Here is a 17649-nt window from a genome sequence, read left to right as displayed (position 1 = left end):
CTGGGTCTTGTTCGGTCATCCGAACAAGGGCTTTCTGATTTGGGAGGTAATTACGAGTGACTCCGAAGAATGTAAGTAAAGATTTTCCTTCTTCCGTATTCATGATTTACCGTGCGTTAAGTTTGCGGTTGCTCAAGAGGAGGTCTTCGATATTTACTACGGTTCTTTCTTCAATATTTGCTTTCTGCTCCAGACTTCACAAACTTGTCTTCACGTTCAAAAGAAAAGTGACGGCAGGCATTCCTGTTGTCTCGGTAGGAAACATTGCTGTTGGAGGAACAGGAAAAACCCCGATAGTGGTCTATCTTTTAGAATTTTTTCATTCTAAAGGGTTGCAGTGCGCTGTTTTATCTAGGGGTTATAAAGGGAAGTTATCTTCTAGGTCGAAATCTGTGTTAGTGAATCCCTCACTACACACGGCTAAAGAGGTGGGAGATGAGCCCCTTATGTTATCGCAAAAGATTGCAAATGGCTTTGTAATCATAGGAAAGAATCGCCTGCTTTCGGTCAAAAAGGCAGAAGAATTGGGGTGCGATGTAGCTATCCTTGATGATGGGTTACAATATCTCCCTTTAAAGAAGCAGGCAAACATTGTTGTTGTTAGAGGAGAAGATCCTCTGGGAGGTGGAAAGTTTTTTCCAAAAGGGCTGCTAAGGGATCGTCCGAATGTTCTGAAGTCTGCGGATTTAATAGCCATTAATGGCAAGAATTTGAAAGAGGCTTCTTGTTCGCTAGAGAGTTTTAAAACCGTCCCTAAGATCTATTTCAGGCAAGTTTTTGATAAGCTTTTAATAGTGCACGGCTGTTTCCCTGATAAGGGGGCAAGTCTGTTAGAAGGCGTGGGTGCGGGAGTTTTTTGTGGCCTGGGTTCTCCGGAAAGCTTTGTTCGTACGGTAGAAGAGAGCGGAGTGAAGGTCTTGGCTAGATATATTCTTCCAGATCACGCTGCTATCACCATGAAAGAGTTGCGATTTTTATCAGCAAAGACAGCTTTACGTAAGGGTGAGATTTTACTTTGTACTGAAAAGGATTTCGTTAAGATGCCAGACCTTTCTGGAGAAAAAAATTTACTTCCGATAGGGGTGATTTGCTCGCGAGCTGTTGTTGGCGGGAATCAAGAAGTTTTAAACGACCTCCTTAATAAAATCTGTCGCTTATGCGAAAGGAGAAAAAGATGAAATTATGGATGAAAATACTAATAGGTTTGCTAGTTGGAGTTGCTTCTGGACTAGTCTTTGGCGATAAAGCCGTATTAGTAAAACCTGTGGGAGATGTTTTTTTAAATCTCTTAAGCATGGTGGTGTATCCACTAGTATTCGCCTCTATGGTTGTCGGAATTGCTTCTATAAGTGATCTTAAAAAATTAGGTCGAATAGGAGTGAAAAGTTTAGGGCTTTATCTTTTAACAACAGCTGTAGCCATAGCTATAGGTTTGTTTTTTGCTATTCTTTTCAAGCCTGGAAGTGGTTGCTTGATAGACGAAGTGACTTCCTGGGTTGCTCCGAAGTCAAATGCTAAAGTATCTGACATCATCGTCAATCTTTTCCCTTCGAATCCAGTTAAGTCTTTTGTTGAAGGGAATATCTTGCAAATCATTATCTTCTCCTTATTCTTAGGAATCTCTATCCGACTTGCAGGAGATAAGGGAATTGCTTTAGAGAAGTTCTTCAATAGTGTCTCAGAGGTTATGTTGCAAATGATAAATTTGGTTATGGAATTTGCTCCCTTTGGTGTAGCAGCGTCTATGGCCTGGATATCTGGGATACACGGCATCAATATTTTATTACAGCTAGGGAAATTTCTGGCTGTCTTTTATTTAGCTTGTTTTGTTCACGCAGTTTTAGTTTTCGGCAGTTTAATACGCTTCCGCTGCGGGAGTTCCTTTTTGGGCTTTTTGCGAGGGATGATGGATGCCATTGTTTGCGCTGCTTCCACAGCAAGTAGCTCTGCCACGCTTCCCGTTACTATGAGATGTGTTTCTGATCGCATAGGAGTCTCTAAAGAAATAACGGGATTCGTTTTGCCTCTAGGAGCCACAGTCAACATGAATGGAACCGCTATTTTTCAAGGTATGGCAGCAGTATTTATTGCTCAGGTATATGGCTTTTCCCTATCTTTTTACAGCCTGGTGATGTTAGTGATTACAGCAACGTTTTCTGCTGTTGGAAGTGCAGGGGTTCCCGGTGGAGGCATGATCACCCTTAGCTCGGTTCTCGCTTCTGTAGGCCTTCCTGTTCAGGGGGTGGCTATTTTAGCCGGGATCGATAGATTAAGGGACATTGTAGGTACCCCAATGAATATTTTAGGAGATGCAGTGGTTGCGACTTGTGTACATACAGGAGAAAAAGATCAAGAGAGAGCCACGTTGAAATCGAAAGAAGCTCGAGAATCTGAAATGATAGGCTTGGCTGAAGGACAGTAACGTATGGTTTTCTTGTTCAAGTTTCCCAAAATAGGAGAGACCTCCGCAGGAGGTATTGTGGTTCGGTGGTTTAAGCAAGAGGGGGATAGTGTTTCTGCCGATGAGCCTCTGGTAGAAGTTTCTACAGATAAGATCGCTACAGAACTTCCTTCTCCTGTTTCAGGAAAGCTTGTGGCCATTCTTGCTAAGGAAGGCAAAGAAGTTTCTGTTTCGGAAGTTCTTGCTCACATAGAAGAACTTCCTTCGGAGTCGAAGGAAGATTTTAATGATAAGTCTATCGAAGTTGAGAGCAACGATCACAAGTTACCCGAACCAAAACATCCGAGATTTGTCCGAAGAAAAGGAACATCTGCTTGGTTTTCTCCAGCAGTGCTAAGTTTAGCCGAGAGATCCGGAATTGATCTAGAAGAGATCAAAAACATTATTGGAACAGGAATAGATGGAAGAATTACGAGAAAGGACCTGGAAAAATATCTTCTCTCCAAGGATCAAAAAAGAGCAGATATTTGTAGTACGCCTGTTTCAGGGGAAAGTCGTATTCCTCTATCGCCTCTAAGGAGGGCTATAGCTTCTTCTTTAGTAAAAGCCTCAGATGAAGTTCCTCATGCTTCTTTAGTTGTGGATGTTGACGTCACTGGTATGGTTAATTTAATAGCCGAAGAGAAAAATCGTTTCTTAGAGACCCATGGAGTTAAGTTAACAGTTACAAGCTTTATAGTTCAGTGTTTGACAAAAACTTTGCAGCAGTTTCCTCTGTTAAATGGAGCCATGGAAGGAGATACCATCATTGTCAAGAAATCTGTCAATGTGGGGATTGCCGTTAACCTGAATAAAGAAGGTGTGGTTATTCCTGTTATTAGGAATTGTCAGGAGAGAGATCTTGTAAGCATAGCAAAAACGCTAGCCGATCTTTCTTCAAGAGCTCGAGCGAACAAGCTGGACCTTTCTGAAGTGCAAGGTGGTAGTGTTACCTTAACGAACTTTGGAATGACAGGGGCTCTTATAGGCATGCCTATAATACATTATCCAGAAATAGCAATTTTAGGCGTTGGAACCATACAGAAACGAGTCGTTGTTAAGGAAGATGACTCATTGGCTATTAGAAAGATGATGTACATCACACTGACTTTCGATCATAGGGTTATTGATGGCATCTATGGAAGCGAATTTCTAACTGCATTGAAAAATCGTATGGAGTCTGTTACGATTAGCTAGTGAGAAATCGCTATGCAGGGATGATGGATGTTTGAAAGCCGAGGAGTGGAATGTTGTTATCTAGTTATGAAAGAAGTTCTGTCCTTGCAAAAGTTGGGAATGGATGTTTTTTTCTCCTCCTTCGATTTCAACTTCGCCTTGCCGTTAATAGAAAAAATATTAGGTAGTTCGGGGAACATATTTTTTTCTGGTGTCGGCAAAAGCGGATTTATCGCTCGAAAGATTGCAGCTACTTTTCAGTCTTTTGGCGAAAGAGCTTTTTTTTTGAATGCAGGAGATGTTCTTCACGGAGATCTTGGTGTTATTCGTGAGGGTGATATTGTCGTATTACTTTCCAATAGTGGTGAGACGGAGGAGCTAGTAAAACAAGTGCCTTATTTTCAAAATAAGGGCTGTGAGGTTTTTGTCGTCACTTCCGGGGCTTACTCTAGAATGGCTTTTCTTGCGAACTCTGTGATAGTTCTTCCATCTGCAAAAGAGATAGATGCTTTTAATTTAGCGCCAACAACTTCTACTCAATATCAACTTTTGTTAGGAGACTTTTTGGCTGCGACAATTGCTCGAGTTCGGAAACTGTCTTTCGAAGATTATGGAAACAATCACCCAGCAGGAACCATTGGGCTCCGTGCTAATGTAAAGGTAGAGGATATTATGTCTCCATTGTCTTGTGTCCCTACTTGTACTGCAAATTGCTCTGTACGCGATGTTTTAGAGATTATTTCTTTGGGAGGATTTGGTTGTGTGCTTATTTTAAGCTCCGAAGGGATTTTAGAAGGTATTTTTACTGATGGGGATTTACGAAGGACTTTGAAAGAGAAAGAAAAGGACTTTCTTGATCTTCCTATAACAAGTGTTATGACTAGCAATCCTCGTTTAGTATTGGGTGAAGCTTCTATACATGACGCTTTGGAAGATATGGAGGCTGGATCCCCCGTTACAGTGCTGCCTGTAGTAGACTCCTTAAAAACTCGTCGAGTGGTAGGGCTTCTTCATATGCATACCTTAGCTCGCCAAGGACTTTTACTATAAAAATTCGGAAGAGAGAGTAAGCTGGATTCTGTCAAAGAAGGCAAAGCCTTCTAAGGGCAATCATTCATCTAGGGAATCCGTCGCCGAATTCCTCAAGCGATCTTTGGAGGTTCGCTCACCTAGGCAAGTCTTTGCAGAAACAAAAACCTCCTCCCTTGCTTCGGATAGGGTTTACACGCACACCAAGTTGCCTTAGTGCCTCTGACTCTTAAAATCAGAATTTTCAGCCTGTCTTATTAGCGAAAGAATCGCCAAAAGCGGAATATTTTCTGTTGCACTTTCCGTAACCTTACGGTCCCCAGAATTTCTCTGGTATCCTCTCTTATGAAGTCCAGACTTTCCTCTCCTCCATATAATGAGGCTAGAGGCCTCCTTTAGGAGCAGCGATTGCCTTTCTCTTCCGATAACTTTTAAACAGTAGCTTTTCGACGACGACGTTTTGTTGTACCCTCTTGAAGATTTTCCGAAGATTCCTGCCAGTAAAGAATTCGAGAGCAATGTTCACAAAAAATTAAGCGATCTTTTTTTCTTACAAGATTTTCATGCTGAGGGGTGAGGACAATATGACACCCGCTGCACACACGATTCTCTATAGGCACGATGACCCTGTCTAATTTATTCTTTAATAAACGCTCGTAAATTTTAAACAATTCTGGGTTGCTCTGCTGGGTTAGCTCAGACCGTTGTTCCAGAAGAGAGCGGCCTTCTTCGTTAATTTTTCGGATGCTTTCAGTTATTTCTTTTTCGATGGCCTCGCTGCTTGATTCTGTGGAATGTAAGCTCTCTCTTAGAGATACTACAAGATCTTCGACAGCAGCTTGCTTGTCCATTAAGTCGCTGACCTGATGTTCAAGGGCGCGACGCTCTTTGCTAGCATTAGTCATTTCTTGAGTGAGCGCATTGAACTCATCCATTTTCTTCACGGCAGCCTGCTGGCTTTCTAACTTATTAATTTGTTCAGAAACTTCCTGAATACGAGCCTCGCCTTCTCTAATCTTTTCTCGAAGAATAGAGACTTCCTCTTCTTTTTCTGAAACTTTTCTCCGAATATCTGTCTTTAAGGACTGGACTTTTGAGAGCTCTTTGCGATGTTCTTGTTTTACTCGCATGAGACGGATCATTTTGATATCAAGTTCTTGGATGTTGAGAATGACTTGAAAAGCGTCTTGCATGTTCCTTCCTTTCAAAATAAGCTAGCTTAGCGATAAATTAGAGGTTGCGCCGTCGCGCGAAAACCTCGCCCACCAATTGTGGTGGAGCAGAGAAAGGATTAATTTAACGCTTTTCCTCTAAGAAGTAAAGAGGCTTTTTCGAACTTTTGGGTGTAAAAAAATCTTTTCTTTTGCCTTTAAGAAGGAGACTGGGGTGCAAATTTTTTTTTAATTAAAGAAGGAAACTTTGCTGCAATATTTTAGAAGCTCTTGGGCAGTAATTTCTCCAATGCAAGAATATGATTTTTTTTCCATAAACGGGTGCTGTTTGGCGTATGCTCTCACTCCGGATGGGCTTGTAAATAAGAATTCTTCATAATGATTCAAATAATGTTGAGGGAGTTTGTTTGGAATCATTCTATAAAGAAAACAGTGTTTATGTAGTGTTTTATTGGAAATTAATGTGTTCAAAAGAAGATTCCTAGCTAGTGAAGAAGAAGGGTAGAGGACCATAGAATCAGAAGGAAGAGAAGGTATCAGTAAGGCTAGACTTTCTGCTAAAGGAGCTTCAGATTCTTCAATTGAAAGAGAGGGGGAGATGTAGGTTCTTAAAGTTTGAGAAGTAACATGTCCTATGGACAGATAATGAAGTTTTTTTAGGTGTCGTCGGTATCCAAAGGATAAGGCTGTCTTTGCGAAGATTTTTGCTGAAGAAGGACTTGTTATAAGCACATGTGTGGAAGAGGGGATGCTTTTGAAGAGATGGCGGATTTTTGGCGAGGATGCGGACATTTTTTTTACAGATAGAATGGGGAAAAAATCTGCTCCCAATGAAGAGGCTGTGTGTCGATTTTGTCCTAGGTATAGTTTTTTTCGGGATCGGTTGTTTGGGGAAGAAATTTTTTTCATAGTGGATTGCAGTAAACACCTTTCTTTTTCGGCTCTGGATTAAAGCTAAGCGTTAAAATTTTTGGAATAAAAATTAGAACTAAAGGTCACTATTTTTTGTTTGCAAATCCAAAAGAATATGCAGTAAGATGCTCCAATCTGGCGCCTGGGTGCTAAGTTCTTGGTTTAGATCGAAGGGATTTGAGTTGTAGAAGCTTTCTGTTGAGGGGGTCTCCTCTTCAGTATGGTTTTTGGTTTCCTTTAAAAGATGGATCTGCTTCTAGATTCTTTCTCTGTGGGGTGTTGGTGTTTTTTTTGTTTTTATTCGCTTTGGAGGTTGAAATATGTCTACTCTCTTGAGAAATTTTTTTGATAAAGGATCTATTCCTAAAGATAAAATGGCCGCAGTGGCTTATTTAGCCTCCTTAGATCATCTGTTGCAGCACGTCCCTTCTATAGGGAAGAAAATTATTGATGAGTTAAAGGCTCAGAGATCTCGATTGAAACTTATAGCTTCTGAAAATTACTCTTCAATTTCCGTGCAGTTGGCTATGGGAAATTTGTTGACGGACAAGTATTCAGAAGGTAGTCCTTTTAGACGTTTCTATTCTTGCTGCGAAAATGTTGATGCCATTGAGTGGGATTGTGCGGAAACTGCTAAAGAATTGTTTGGCGCAGAATACGCTTCTGTGCAACCACATTGTGGAGCAGATGCGAATCTACTTGCTGTCATGGCTATTTTAAATGATAGGGTTCAGGGGGAAATCGTTTCCAGAATGGGGTATAAGACGATAAATAATCTTTCTGAAGAAGAGTATGACAGTTTGCGCAAAGAATTGACAGATGTCGTATGTTTAGGCCCCTCTATGAACTCTGGAGGACATTTAACTCACGGAGATGTGAGATTAAATATTATTTCTAAGCTTGTAAAATGCAGATGTTACGGCGTAAACCTGGAAACGGAACGATTTGATTACGATGATATAGCTCGTAGAGCAAAAGAAGTTAAACCTAAGATTTTTATTGCAGGTTATTCAGCTTATCCGCGTCGATTAGATTTTTCTATCCTTAGACAAATAGCAGATGACGTGGGGGCCGTTCTCATTGCAGATATAGCACACTTTGCAGGATTGGTTGCTGGGGGAGTGTTCTCTGGAGGGGAAAACCCTGTGCCCTATGCAGATATCTTAACAACTACAACTCACAAAACCTTAAGAGGCCCTCGAGGCGGTTTAGTATTGGCCAAGGCGGCTTTTGCCTCTACTTTAGATAAAGCTTGCCCCATGATGATGGGAGGTCCCTTGCCTCATGTAATCGCAGCAAAGGCTGTGGCTCTTAAAGAGGCCTTATCTGTGGACTTCAAAAAATATGCTCATGCAGTTGTGGAAAATGCCAGAGCTTTGGCTGACAGGTTAATGGCTGGAGGGTTACGATTGTTAACGGGTGGAACAGACAATCACATGGTTCTCATTGATGTTTCCGCAATAGGCCTTACAGGAAGAATTGCTGAGGATATTTTGGGAGCTGTAGGTATTTCTGTTAACAGGAACTCTATTCCAACGGATCAGCCTGGTAAATGGGATACTTCAGGTATTCGTTTGGGAACCTCTGCTTTGACAACTCTCGGAATGGGAGTTCATGAGATGCACGAAATAGCAGATATTCTCGTTAAAGTGTTGCGAAATATTGTTGTGAAACATAATGTCGACGGTAACAGTAAGAAGAAATTTGGGGAGCTTCCAGATAACATCAGTCAGGAAGCTAAATCACGGGTTCTCGATTTGTTATCCCGGTTCCCGTTGTATCCAGAAATAGATCTTAGCGTTCTTGAACAGTAAGGAGAAAAAAATTTATGCCTTCCAACGAAGAATCTTTTCATAATTTGCGAGACGTTATTGAGCGCAAAATTTTGGAGTCGAGACGTATCTTTTTTTGCGAGCCTGTAACGGAAAAAAGCTCTTCGGAAGCAATCAGAAAACTCTGGTTTCTTGAAATGATGGATCCTGGGAAGCCTATTACTTTTGTTATTAATAGTCCTGGGGGGTCAGTAGATGCTGGTTTTGCTGTTTGGGATCAGATAAAAATGATTACTTCTCCTGTTACTACTGTAGTTACGGGGCTTGCGGCGTCTATGGGTTCTGTCTTGAGTCTGTGTGCAGAACCCGGCCGCCGTTTTGCAACTCCCAATGCTCGTATTATGATTCATCAGCCATCTATTGGTGGAGCTATAACTGGGCAGGCTACGGACTTAGATATTCACGCGAGAGAGATTTTGAAAACTAAAGCTCGTTTGGTAGATCTTTATGAGAAGGCGACCAAACAACCTAGAGATGTTATAGAGAAAGCTATCGATCGGGACACATGGATGACGGCTGATGAAGCCAAAGACTTTGGACTTTTAGATGGCGTGTTGTTTTCTTTTAACGATTTGTAAGTTGTTTTTTAGAAAAAATACTGTCCCGTTTTGGGTGGAGGATAGGTTTTCTAGCTTATGAACGGTTCTTACAGAAAATATTCGGGGGCAGGGAATACCTTTACTATTTGTGAAGAGGATCTTTCTGATGAAGAAGGTTCTCTTTTAAGCAGAACCGTAGGGACTGACGGTCTTCTAGTTTTATCAAAGTCCTCTTTTGCAGATGTGCGAGTCCGTATCTTCAATAGTGATGGATCTTTGGCGGAGATGTGCGGAAATGGTTTGCGCTGCCTGGTTTTTCATGTAGCAAATCAACGAGGACTATCCGAGGTAAGTGTAGAGACTTCTTCTGGTATTTACAAAGCTTTGGTGTCTTCTTCGGGGAAAGTAACTGTCGACATGACCAGAGAGGATTGGAGATTTCGTCCAGTCTCTCTTGGTAGGAGTTTTTTCCCGGAGAGCCGTATGTTTTACTTGAATACGGGAGTTCCTCATTTAGTCGTATTTTTACCTAACGTTCTTTCTGATGAAGAAGTGTTTGATTACGGAAGAAAACTTCGTTGGCATGATGCTTTTTCTCCTACAGGGGTCAATGTTAACTTTGCAACGTTTATTGGCAATAAGGAAGTTCGAGTGTCTACGTACGAAAGGGGGCTGGAAAGAGAATCTTTAGCATGTGGAACCGGTGCAGTAGCGGTTGCTTTGTCAGCAATGTTTTTACAACCTCTTGGTCATGAAGTCTATGTTAAAACAAAATCTGGGGCTGTTCTGGTCGTAGAATTTTCTGAAGATAGAAAAAAAGTTTTGTTAACGGGACCTGTTAAAGAAATTGCTCCTGAGGAAGAGAAAGCCCTTGTTTAAAAGACCCTTTTTATCTAGAACTTTTCTTGATTGCTAAGAATGCTTGTTTTATAATCCAACCCCTATGACTACTTATCCTGTTCCGCAAAATCCTTTGTTGCTAAGAGTGCTTCGTTTGATGGATGCCTTCTCAAAATCCGACGATGAGAGGGATTTTTACTTAGATCGAGTAGAGGGATTTATTCTTTACATCGACCTAGATAAAGATGAAGAGGACCTCAAGAAAGTCTATGAGGAGATAGAAACACATGCAGACAGGTACTGCTTAATTCCTAAGCTGACTTTCTACGAAATTAAGAAAATCATGGAAACTTTCATTAATGAAAAGATTTATGATATTGATACTAAAGAAAAGTTTCTAGAAATCCTTCAAACCAAAAATGCTAGGGAGCAGTTTTTGGAGTTTATATATGATCATGAATCAGAATTAGAGAAGTGGCAGCAATTTTACTTAGAGCGTTCTCGTATTCGAATTATCGAATGGCTTCGAAACAATAAGTTTCATTTTGTCTTTGAAGAAGACTTGGATTTCTCTAAGGATACGTTAGAGCAGTTGAAGGTACATCTTTTTGATGCTAAGGTGTCAAAAGATATAACGCAAGCTCGTCAACTTCTGATGAACAAAGCTAAAGTTTATTATTCTAATGAAGCCTTAAATCCTCGCCCGAAAAGGGGTAGACCTCCGAAACAAACAGCTAAAGTAGAAGCTGAAACCGCTGTTTCTAGTGATATCTATACACAAGTTCCTCCCGCTGCAAGGCGTTTTCTGTTTCTTCCGGAGATTACATCGGCTTCTTCGATTACTTTCTCAGAAAAATTCGATACAGAAGAAGAGTTTTTAGCACATCTTAGAGGAGCTGTTCGAGCAGAAGATCAATTAAACTTAGCCAATTTATCGGAAAGGTTTGCCTCTTTGAAAGAGCTGTCTGCTAAGCTGGGGTATGACTCTGGCGGGGATCTTGATTCCGATGGTTTATCATTCTTTGATGATGAAGAAGATGAAGAAGATGAAGCAGAGAAATCTTCTCCGTCTAAAAAATCTACGAAGAGCGCTGGATCGCGAAGAGGGAGAAAAAAAAGCCTTTAGGACGCTTTTTTTGCTACCCATATTGTGGCACTTCCCATGGTAAGAGATCTAATCTTTTTTATCTGAAAGCCTTGTTTTTCTAGGGCTTTTGAAATAGCTTGTATTTCTGGTAGTTTTTCTATGCTTTCTCTTAAGTGTTTGTAGGCTGAAGGATTGTCAGTAAAAAGTTTCCCTACGAGGGGAACATAGGTCTTTAGAAAAAGTTTGTGAGCTTTTTTTATTATAAGATTGCTTTCTGGTTTAGTCAATTCCAGCATGTAAAAGAATCCCCCGGAGATCAAGACTCGAAAGACTTCTTTCAGGCACTTTTCCGGGTTTTTTAAGTTGCGTAGTCCGTAAGCCATAGAAACCAGAGGAATGGATTCTTCTGCAAAGGGAAGAGAAGAAACATCTTGCTCTATCATTGTACATTTCGAAGCTAGGAGAGGGTTTCGATTTTCTGCTATAGCCAACATTTCTGGGCAAAAATCTATTAATGTTGCTGATGCATTTGGGTGAGACAGTAAATATTTGAAAGCAATAGCTCCAGTGCCCGCACATAGATCTAGCATATGTAGGTCTTTTAGATAGTTTTCTTTATAAGAAAAGCTATCTATTTCTTGGATAAGGGAATGGTTCCAGTAATGATGTCTTCCTAGAGATAATAATGAATTCACGAAATCGTACTTAGCAGCTATGCTTTTGAAAAAAGTTTGGATTTCCCGAGAGGTCTTTGTCATGAGAGTTTAGGAGAAAATGAGCGATGTTTTACGGAGTGTTTTGGAAGAACGTAACTCTTCATAGTACTTTCGAAAAGTTTTTAGACCTACTAAATCTTCTGTTTCCAATCGGTATCGGCAGAAAGAGTAGTATTTCTCCAAAAGGTTTTCAGGAAGTAGAGATTTCTGTTTAGCTTCTTCAAGGATAGGTTTCGGATTGTTTTCAAAAGATTGGAGAGATGTTTCGAGAAAATGTGATAAAAGATTTTCTTGAGAGAAATTTGGCGCCACAAGGAAGCAGGCAAAAACAAAAGGAAGTTTAGTAAGTTCATACCAGGAATTAGTTAAATCGTAAGTGGTCAAACCTTCAAGAGTTTGGTTTTTTAAAGCGGAGTCTCCAATTAGAAGAACTCCATCGTATTGAGAATAATTTTTTAAAAGGGTTTCTGTTTGGGAGCTAATGATTTGAGGAGTTATTTTCCAGAGTTTATGGCATAGCACTTGCAATAAAGCTACAGAGGAACAACTTTCATGGGTAACAGCTATTTTGGAGGACGTTGAGGAGAAAGAAAATAGCGAAGATTTAGCGTAAAGATTTACACTAGGAATATTTTTATAAGCAGCAATACCATAGTTTGGCAAAAAGGATGTTGAGGAGAAGAATGTTCCAACACTACCTGTTAAGATAACTTCTGGGGAGGAGATATCTTTATTTTGATAGAACGACGAAAGAAAATTGTTCAAAAGATCCGAAGGTTTTCCAAAATGCAATTTGATAGTAGGAGAAGAAGGGGTTTTGCCGCAGTATAGAGGTAGAGCATTGATGTAATCTACAAAGCCAATATTAATCATACTGTTTCAGAGTTGACTAGACAGGGTTCGCGACCTATTTCTGAGATTAATTTCTGCATTCCTGGGATGTCCATACGTATAGGATCTTTAGAAGAAGCCATTTGAAAAACTTGTTCTCCGATATGAGTGGAAGAAAAATCGTTAGCTCCACAAGTTAGCATTTTCAGAGCATCAGCGATACCTAAGTAATTCCATAATGACTTGATATTATCAAAGTTATCTAAAAATAAGCGTATAGAAGCAAACAACAGAGAGAGCCGTAAGGAAGAGCGATTTTTATAACGAGAGATTTTCCCTAGCGCGTTATTTTTATTAGCAAACTTTAGTGGGACTAAGGTTTTGAATCCGTGTGTTTTGTCCTGAAGATCCCTTAATTTTTTTAAGTGTTCGGCGATGTTTTGGGGTGTTTCTATGTGATCAAAAAGAAGCGTCGCATTGGTTCTTAAGCCCAGCTCATGTGCCGTTTGATGGATTTCTAGAAATCGATCGGAGGAAATCCTTCCTGGAGAGATAGTTTGTCTGAGAGAATCCACAAGGATTTCTCCTCCTCCGCCCGGTAAGCTTTGTACTCCAGCGTCTCGGAGTCTTTCTAAGACTATCTTGACATCGATATTGTGAAGTTTAGCTAAATAATCGTATTCAACGGCAGTAAGACCTTTTCGATGTAGTTTAGGGTAGTGCTCTCTAAGAAGAGAAAAAAGCTTTTCAAAGTAGGACAAATTACATTCTGGATGGCATCCAGAAACGATATGCACCTCAGAAATAGGTTGAGAAACCTTGGAAATCAACTCCAGTAATTCTTCTGGGGAGTGCCACCAGCCTCTAGCATCCCCTGGTTTAGCATAAAAAGCACAAAACGAGCAATTGAACTCGCAAAAATTAGTGGGGTATAGGTAGTACGTGGAAGAGAAAAAGACAACATCGCCGACTCTGTTATAGCGGACATTATCTGCAAGATTTTGGATGAAAGAGATTTCTTCTTCGGAGGTCACTGTTAATAATGAAACAACATCATCCTCAGACAAACGCTCTCCGCTGGCTACTTTATTGAGTATCCGTTCACACAAGATCCCTGGAGGAGTCAATCCAGTAACACTGTTCAAAATAGCCTGCCCAAAAATTATTTGTTTTCAGGACGTTGACTATGCAGGTTTTCTGGTTTATTTTCACAGTTTTTTTTTCGACAACAATTCTCTTTGTCACAGCCTTTTGGAAGGGGTTTACCAAAGAATAATATGCCTGCGCATAAGAAAAGGGCGGAGCAGGCGATCAAGATAAACGAGAACAGAATCATAACAAGTGTGGACATCCTTTTCTTCTCCGATTAAGTCTCTTTGAGAAAAAGTTTACTTAGAATGTTCTATATCCACCCATATTGGAGAGCTCCATGCCATAGCACCGTCCACTTGTGTTACTCGCAGGTAGTAAAACACAAAGGGTGGTTTACTTTTATCAGAGAGTATGGCTACGGAAGATAGATCAGTCATATCATCATACTCATAATCCATTTGCAAAGAATCCTGCGGAGAAAAAGTATGTAAAACATCACCATTTCTGATAATTTCGATCTTTTGTAACTTGTTTGTTCCTGCGACATATCCAGAAATGTGTCTATTGACCATAAGGCCTGGTTTTGTCGCTGTTGAAAGTTCAGTTCCCATAGGTTCTTGAGCTATGTGGAAGCCCAGGATGATTCGTGGTCCTGAGGTGGCGTAACAGTGGCGCTTAAACAAAGCTTCCATTAGAGATTCTCGGGTATATTTGGCAGAAATAATGCCTGTGAAGCCTGGGGTATATTGTGCCTGGCCATTATCAAAAAAGGCGGAGTAGGGACCTCGGTCATCATACCCTCCAGCAACGAAACCAAAACGTTTATTTCTTTTTAAAGCGTTAATGATGGTCCCAGATTCTTCTTCGGTATCATAACCTCGTATGGGGAAAGGATTTCCTTGAGCTGCAGTAGTCTCTGAACTTCCCCAAGCGTTATAAATTTCTACAACTCTCTCAAACTCTGGGTGAAAAGAATCGAAATTGTACCCATATTTTTTTGATGCCGTAAAGCATGGAATGGAGACAAAATCCTTAGGCGAAGAATTTTTATATAACTTAGTGAGCTGTAAATGTTTGTTGTCCCGTTGTTTGGTGTGAGATTTATTGTCTTTGCATGACAGGATATGACGAATACCCTCCTCCTTAGTATTTCCTGTATACTGGAAACCGAGGATGGTAACAAATCGATCTTCTTCGTTAAAATCGGAAATATTTTGAGATATTAACTTCCACAACTCACTAGAAATACCTTCGGTCCCTTCAAAGGAAGAAGATGCAAAGAAGTTAAAAGCTTTTTCATCCCTGAAATGTCTTAAACAGGATTCAATATTTTCTTCGGCATCTAATCTTTCTGATTCACCATGCAGCAATCCCCACATAAGATTTGGACTGGTATCGGCAAAGCACTTCACCGGAGCCGAGACAAAACACTCGTCAGTTAACAAATTGCGGAGTTTAATTCGGTAAATGCCCGTTTCATTAAAATAGAGGTTGGGAAGAACTACAAAGCCTGTTTCGGGAATAAAAAGTTGCCAACTGAGATTTTCTCTCAAGTGTTCGTAGGAAAGTTCTATGCGCGCAGATTCTGGAGCAAAGTTTGTTAAATTTCCAAACTCATCTTCAAATCGAACAGTGATATCGAAACGTTTATTTTTGGTGACATACGAGGGGGTGAAGATGAGGATCTTCTTAAGGACATTTCCTCGAATATCCATAGAGAAAACTTCTGTTTCTTCCTCTCCGTTACCAGTATCCACGTATAATAAAAAAGGCTTTCTTCTTTGGACAAAGAGCTGAGATCCGTTGCCTAGTTCGTCATCGTCTGGTCCTTCAGGATTGGCTCCCATAACGATGGTTACAGTTTCGCCAACCTCGACTAGTGAAGGAAGGACAAATTCAAACTGAGGGATGAGTTTACCAGGAATTTTGACCGGTTTGGCTTTAATGATTTTTCCCGAAGGCACCTTTGCATAGATAACGTTCTTTGGGGAGGTCAGATCTGCTGTAGGAACTTCCCAATCAATGACACGTCCTGAGCTTTGGAGATCAAATCTTAACCTTGTTCCCTTAGGTAGAGGCATTGCTGGGTTATAAAGAAACTGCCATGTAGATATTTGCCCAGCTCTGGCTGAAGAGGGATCAACGTAACATACGGATCTACGCATAGGACCACAATTTTAAGATAAGACAAGGAGCAGATCATATAGGAGAAAAGTGTTTTTCTCAATCTTCCTGTTTATTTAATGAAGACAAAGCATCCTCTAGAGAGGTGTAAATGTGAAAATAGGACAAAAAGCCTGTTACATACAACGTTTGTTCTATAGTTTTAGAAACTGTTGTTAACACTATTTTACCAGAATTTTTTCCTGCTTGATGATAGCTTTGCAAAAGCACTCTGATACCGGCGCTGGACATGTATTCTAGCTTGCTACACTCTAGTACAATATTTTTAATTCCTGAGGAGATTTCTTCAGAAATTACTTTTTGAATGGAGGGGGAGGAAACTCCATCAAGTTTTCCCTCGAGGAAGAAGACCGTTGTATTTCCATGTGTTTCTTTTCGAATGTCACTCATATTCAAGGCTCCTTATTTTCCTCTAGATCATTTTTTCGAATTTTTGCTTTCTGGTAGTTTCTTCTTGTTGACGGTGTGTTTCGTCCCTACGCTTAGGATGTTAGCGTGCTATGTCTTAGTTCAGCAATATATACTCTTATTGGCATTTTCAAAAAAAAGTCTTTTGAAGCAAGAAAATAGAGCAAAGATTTTGTCTTTCAGAAAAGAATTTGTGTCAGAAAGCATGGGGTAATTAGTCTTCGGGAAAGGATTTTTTTAAGGGAGTGATTTTTAATTTCCCGATACTTCTGTCTGAACAGCTAATAATTTCGATATCAAACTGCTCATGATTTAATTTCATGCCTTTTTGAGGCACTGCTCCGAGTTTGTGAAAAACATGTCCGCCTAGGGTGTCATAGCTATTTTCATGATCGATATGAAGTTGAAAAAGTTCTTCAGCGTCTGAAATATTCATTCTTCCATCTACAATCCAAGAATTTCCAGACTTTCTGTAGGGAAGGTCTTCTTTGCTGTCGTGTTCATCTGAGATTTCGCCGATGATTTCTTCTATAATATCCTCCATAGTGACAATTCCTTCGGTATACCCGTATTCATTAACGACGATGGCTAGATGTTTGCGTTGTTGACGAAAATCTTGAAGCATCAGGGTGGCTTTTTTTATTTCTGGAGTAAACATTGCTGGTTTAGCTATGGAGGATAGTGGCTTAAGGGTTTTTTCTGGATGACAGTTTCTCAATACCGTTAACAGGTCCTTAACTAAAACTATACCTGTGATGGAGTCTACGCTTTTTTTATAGATAGGGATTCTGCTGTAGCCCTCGCTAATGATTTTGTCCATAGCTTCCCGAATAGGAGTCTCCTCTGGAAGGGCAAAAATATCTATTTTAGGAACCATAACTTCGCGAACGATTAGATCTTCGAAAGAGATTAAAGCTTCTTCGAGTTTATGGTTAAATTCTTGAGTGATAGCAGCTTTAGGCTTAGGCGCAGGAGTTTCTTCCATTTGTTGAGGATTAAGAAGTGAGAGAAACTTCTTTATGGGCAATGCAACTAGAGCACAAAGTGTCCCTGTAAAAACAAAAAGTTTTTTAGTTTTTTTGGGGATATAGGGGGCTATCCAGGAGGGGAGTAGATAACCTAAAAATACGGCTAAAACAAGAGAGGGCCATAAATTTTTTATTTTTCCGGAAGCTTGCGACAAAATTATTGGGTAGCAGAGGTACAGGGATACGGAAAAGATTGATAGGATATTGTTATAAGAATCGTTAGTGTTTGTCTTTGTGGGGAACAACTTACTATAAAAGTTAGAAAAGAGGGCGAGAGGGGGTTCTTTGCTGGAGATTGTTAGTGAGCAGAGGAGAAAAAGGACTAGGATTGGAGCTAGAGTCGTTTGCATGTTCGATTCTATT

General features: G+C 40.2%; 16 protein-coding genes and 1 other RNA gene. 8 read left to right on the top strand and 9 right to left on the bottom strand.

The window, feature by feature from the left end; translation table 11 throughout:
- Nucleotides 1-56: 56 nt before the first annotated feature.
- Genes lpxK through KJA58_RS03125 form a run of 4 tightly spaced genes read left to right on the top strand, consistent with a single transcriptional unit; the run spans nt 57 to nt 4666 of the window.
- Entirely contained in the window at nt 57-1178 is a 1122-nt protein-coding gene (gene lpxK / locus KJA58_RS03140) for a tetraacyldisaccharide 4'-kinase (RefSeq protein WP_213358005.1), read from the top strand.
- Complete coding sequence (locus tag KJA58_RS03135) at nt 1175-2422, top strand: dicarboxylate/amino acid:cation symporter (protein ID WP_213358004.1); 1248 nt, start codon at nt 1175-1177, stop codon at nt 2420-2422. The genes lpxK and KJA58_RS03135 overlap by 4 nt, the downstream gene beginning before the upstream one ends.
- A gap of 3 nt (nt 2423-2425) precedes the next feature.
- A complete protein-coding gene (locus KJA58_RS03130) occupies nt 2426-3637 on the top strand; it encodes a dihydrolipoamide acetyltransferase family protein (protein WP_213358003.1) in 1212 nt (403 codons plus the stop codon).
- Between the two features lie 27 nt (nt 3638-3664).
- Nucleotides 3665-4666, top strand: coding sequence for a KpsF/GutQ family sugar-phosphate isomerase (locus KJA58_RS03125; RefSeq protein ID WP_213358002.1), 1002 nt, complete (start codon nt 3665-3667; stop codon nt 4664-4666).
- Between the two features lies 1 nt (nt 4667).
- On the opposite strand, the gene rnpB is transcribed toward KJA58_RS03125, so the two are convergent.
- From rnpB to KJA58_RS03110, 3 genes are all read right to left on the bottom strand, one after another.
- An RNA gene (gene rnpB, locus KJA58_RS03120) (RNase P RNA component class A) lies at nt 4668-5069 on the bottom strand.
- A gap of 7 nt (nt 5070-5076) precedes the next feature.
- Nucleotides 5077-5838, bottom strand: coding sequence for a zinc ribbon domain regulatory protein CdsZ (gene cdsZ / locus KJA58_RS03115; protein ID WP_213358001.1), 762 nt, complete (start codon nt 5836-5838; stop codon nt 5077-5079).
- A 207-nt stretch (nt 5839-6045) separates the two neighbouring features.
- Nucleotides 6046-6726: a uroporphyrinogen-III synthase gene (locus tag KJA58_RS03110; protein ID WP_213358000.1), complete on the bottom strand. Its 681-nt coding sequence runs from the start codon at nt 6724-6726 to the stop codon at nt 6046-6048.
- A 323-nt stretch (nt 6727-7049) separates the two neighbouring features.
- Between KJA58_RS03110 and KJA58_RS03105 the strand changes: the two genes are divergently transcribed.
- The 4 genes from KJA58_RS03105 to KJA58_RS03090 all read left to right on the top strand — a co-directional run bounded on the left by KJA58_RS03105 (nt 7050) and on the right by KJA58_RS03090 (nt 11066).
- Nucleotides 7050-8543, top strand: a complete 1494-nt coding sequence (locus tag KJA58_RS03105) for a glycine hydroxymethyltransferase (RefSeq protein ID WP_213357999.1) — start codon at nt 7050-7052, stop codon at nt 8541-8543.
- Between the two features lie 14 nt (nt 8544-8557).
- Nucleotides 8558-9139: an ATP-dependent Clp protease proteolytic subunit gene (locus tag KJA58_RS03100; RefSeq protein WP_213357998.1), complete on the top strand. Its 582-nt coding sequence runs from the start codon at nt 8558-8560 to the stop codon at nt 9137-9139.
- A 57-nt stretch (nt 9140-9196) separates the two neighbouring features.
- The gene (gene dapF, locus KJA58_RS03095; RefSeq protein WP_213357997.1) at nt 9197-9979 is read left to right on the top strand and encodes a diaminopimelate epimerase; all 783 of its coding nucleotides are present in this window, start codon (nt 9197-9199) and stop codon (nt 9977-9979) included.
- A gap of 64 nt (nt 9980-10043) precedes the next feature.
- On the top strand, nt 10044-11066 hold the full coding sequence (locus KJA58_RS03090; protein WP_213357996.1) for a UPF0158 family protein: 1023 nt from the start codon (nt 10044-10046) through the stop codon (nt 11064-11066).
- Here KJA58_RS03090 and ubiE read toward each other — a convergent pair.
- The 6 genes from ubiE to KJA58_RS03060 form a co-directional block, all read right to left on the bottom strand.
- Nucleotides 11063-11785: a bifunctional demethylmenaquinone methyltransferase/2-methoxy-6-polyprenyl-1,4-benzoquinol methylase UbiE gene (ubiE, locus tag KJA58_RS03085; RefSeq protein WP_213357995.1), complete on the bottom strand. Its 723-nt coding sequence runs from the start codon at nt 11783-11785 to the stop codon at nt 11063-11065. The genes KJA58_RS03090 and ubiE overlap by 4 nt on opposite strands.
- Nucleotides 11786-11791: 6 nt before the next feature.
- The gene (locus KJA58_RS03080) at nt 11792-12616 is read right to left on the bottom strand and encodes an MqnA/MqnD/SBP family protein (protein WP_213357994.1); all 825 of its coding nucleotides are present in this window, start codon (nt 12614-12616) and stop codon (nt 11792-11794) included.
- The gene (locus KJA58_RS03075; RefSeq protein WP_425513813.1) at nt 12613-13722 is read right to left on the bottom strand and encodes a CofH family radical SAM protein; all 1110 of its coding nucleotides are present in this window, start codon (nt 13720-13722) and stop codon (nt 12613-12615) included. The genes KJA58_RS03080 and KJA58_RS03075 overlap by 4 nt, the downstream gene beginning before the upstream one ends.
- A gap of 240 nt (nt 13723-13962) precedes the next feature.
- Entirely contained in the window at nt 13963-15831 is a 1869-nt protein-coding gene (locus tag KJA58_RS03070) for a DUF3604 domain-containing protein (RefSeq protein ID WP_213357992.1), read from the bottom strand.
- Nucleotides 15832-15889: 58 nt separating this feature from the next.
- Nucleotides 15890-16240 (bottom strand): anti-sigma factor antagonist, encoded by a 351-nt coding sequence (locus KJA58_RS03065; RefSeq protein WP_213357991.1) that lies wholly within the window; start codon nt 16238-16240, stop codon nt 15890-15892.
- A gap of 232 nt (nt 16241-16472) precedes the next feature.
- Nucleotides 16473-17636: a transporter associated domain-containing protein gene (locus KJA58_RS03060; RefSeq protein ID WP_213357990.1), complete on the bottom strand. Its 1164-nt coding sequence runs from the start codon at nt 17634-17636 to the stop codon at nt 16473-16475.
- Between the last annotated feature and the right edge of the window lie 13 nt (nt 17637-17649).

The sequence above is a fragment of the Chlamydiifrater phoenicopteri genome (assembly GCF_902807005.1).
Taxonomy (GTDB): Bacteria; Chlamydiota; Chlamydiia; order Chlamydiales; family Chlamydiaceae; genus Chlamydiifrater; species Chlamydiifrater phoenicopteri.
Note: the sequence above shows the minus strand (reverse complement) of the source record. Positions and strands in the feature narration are given on the sequence as shown.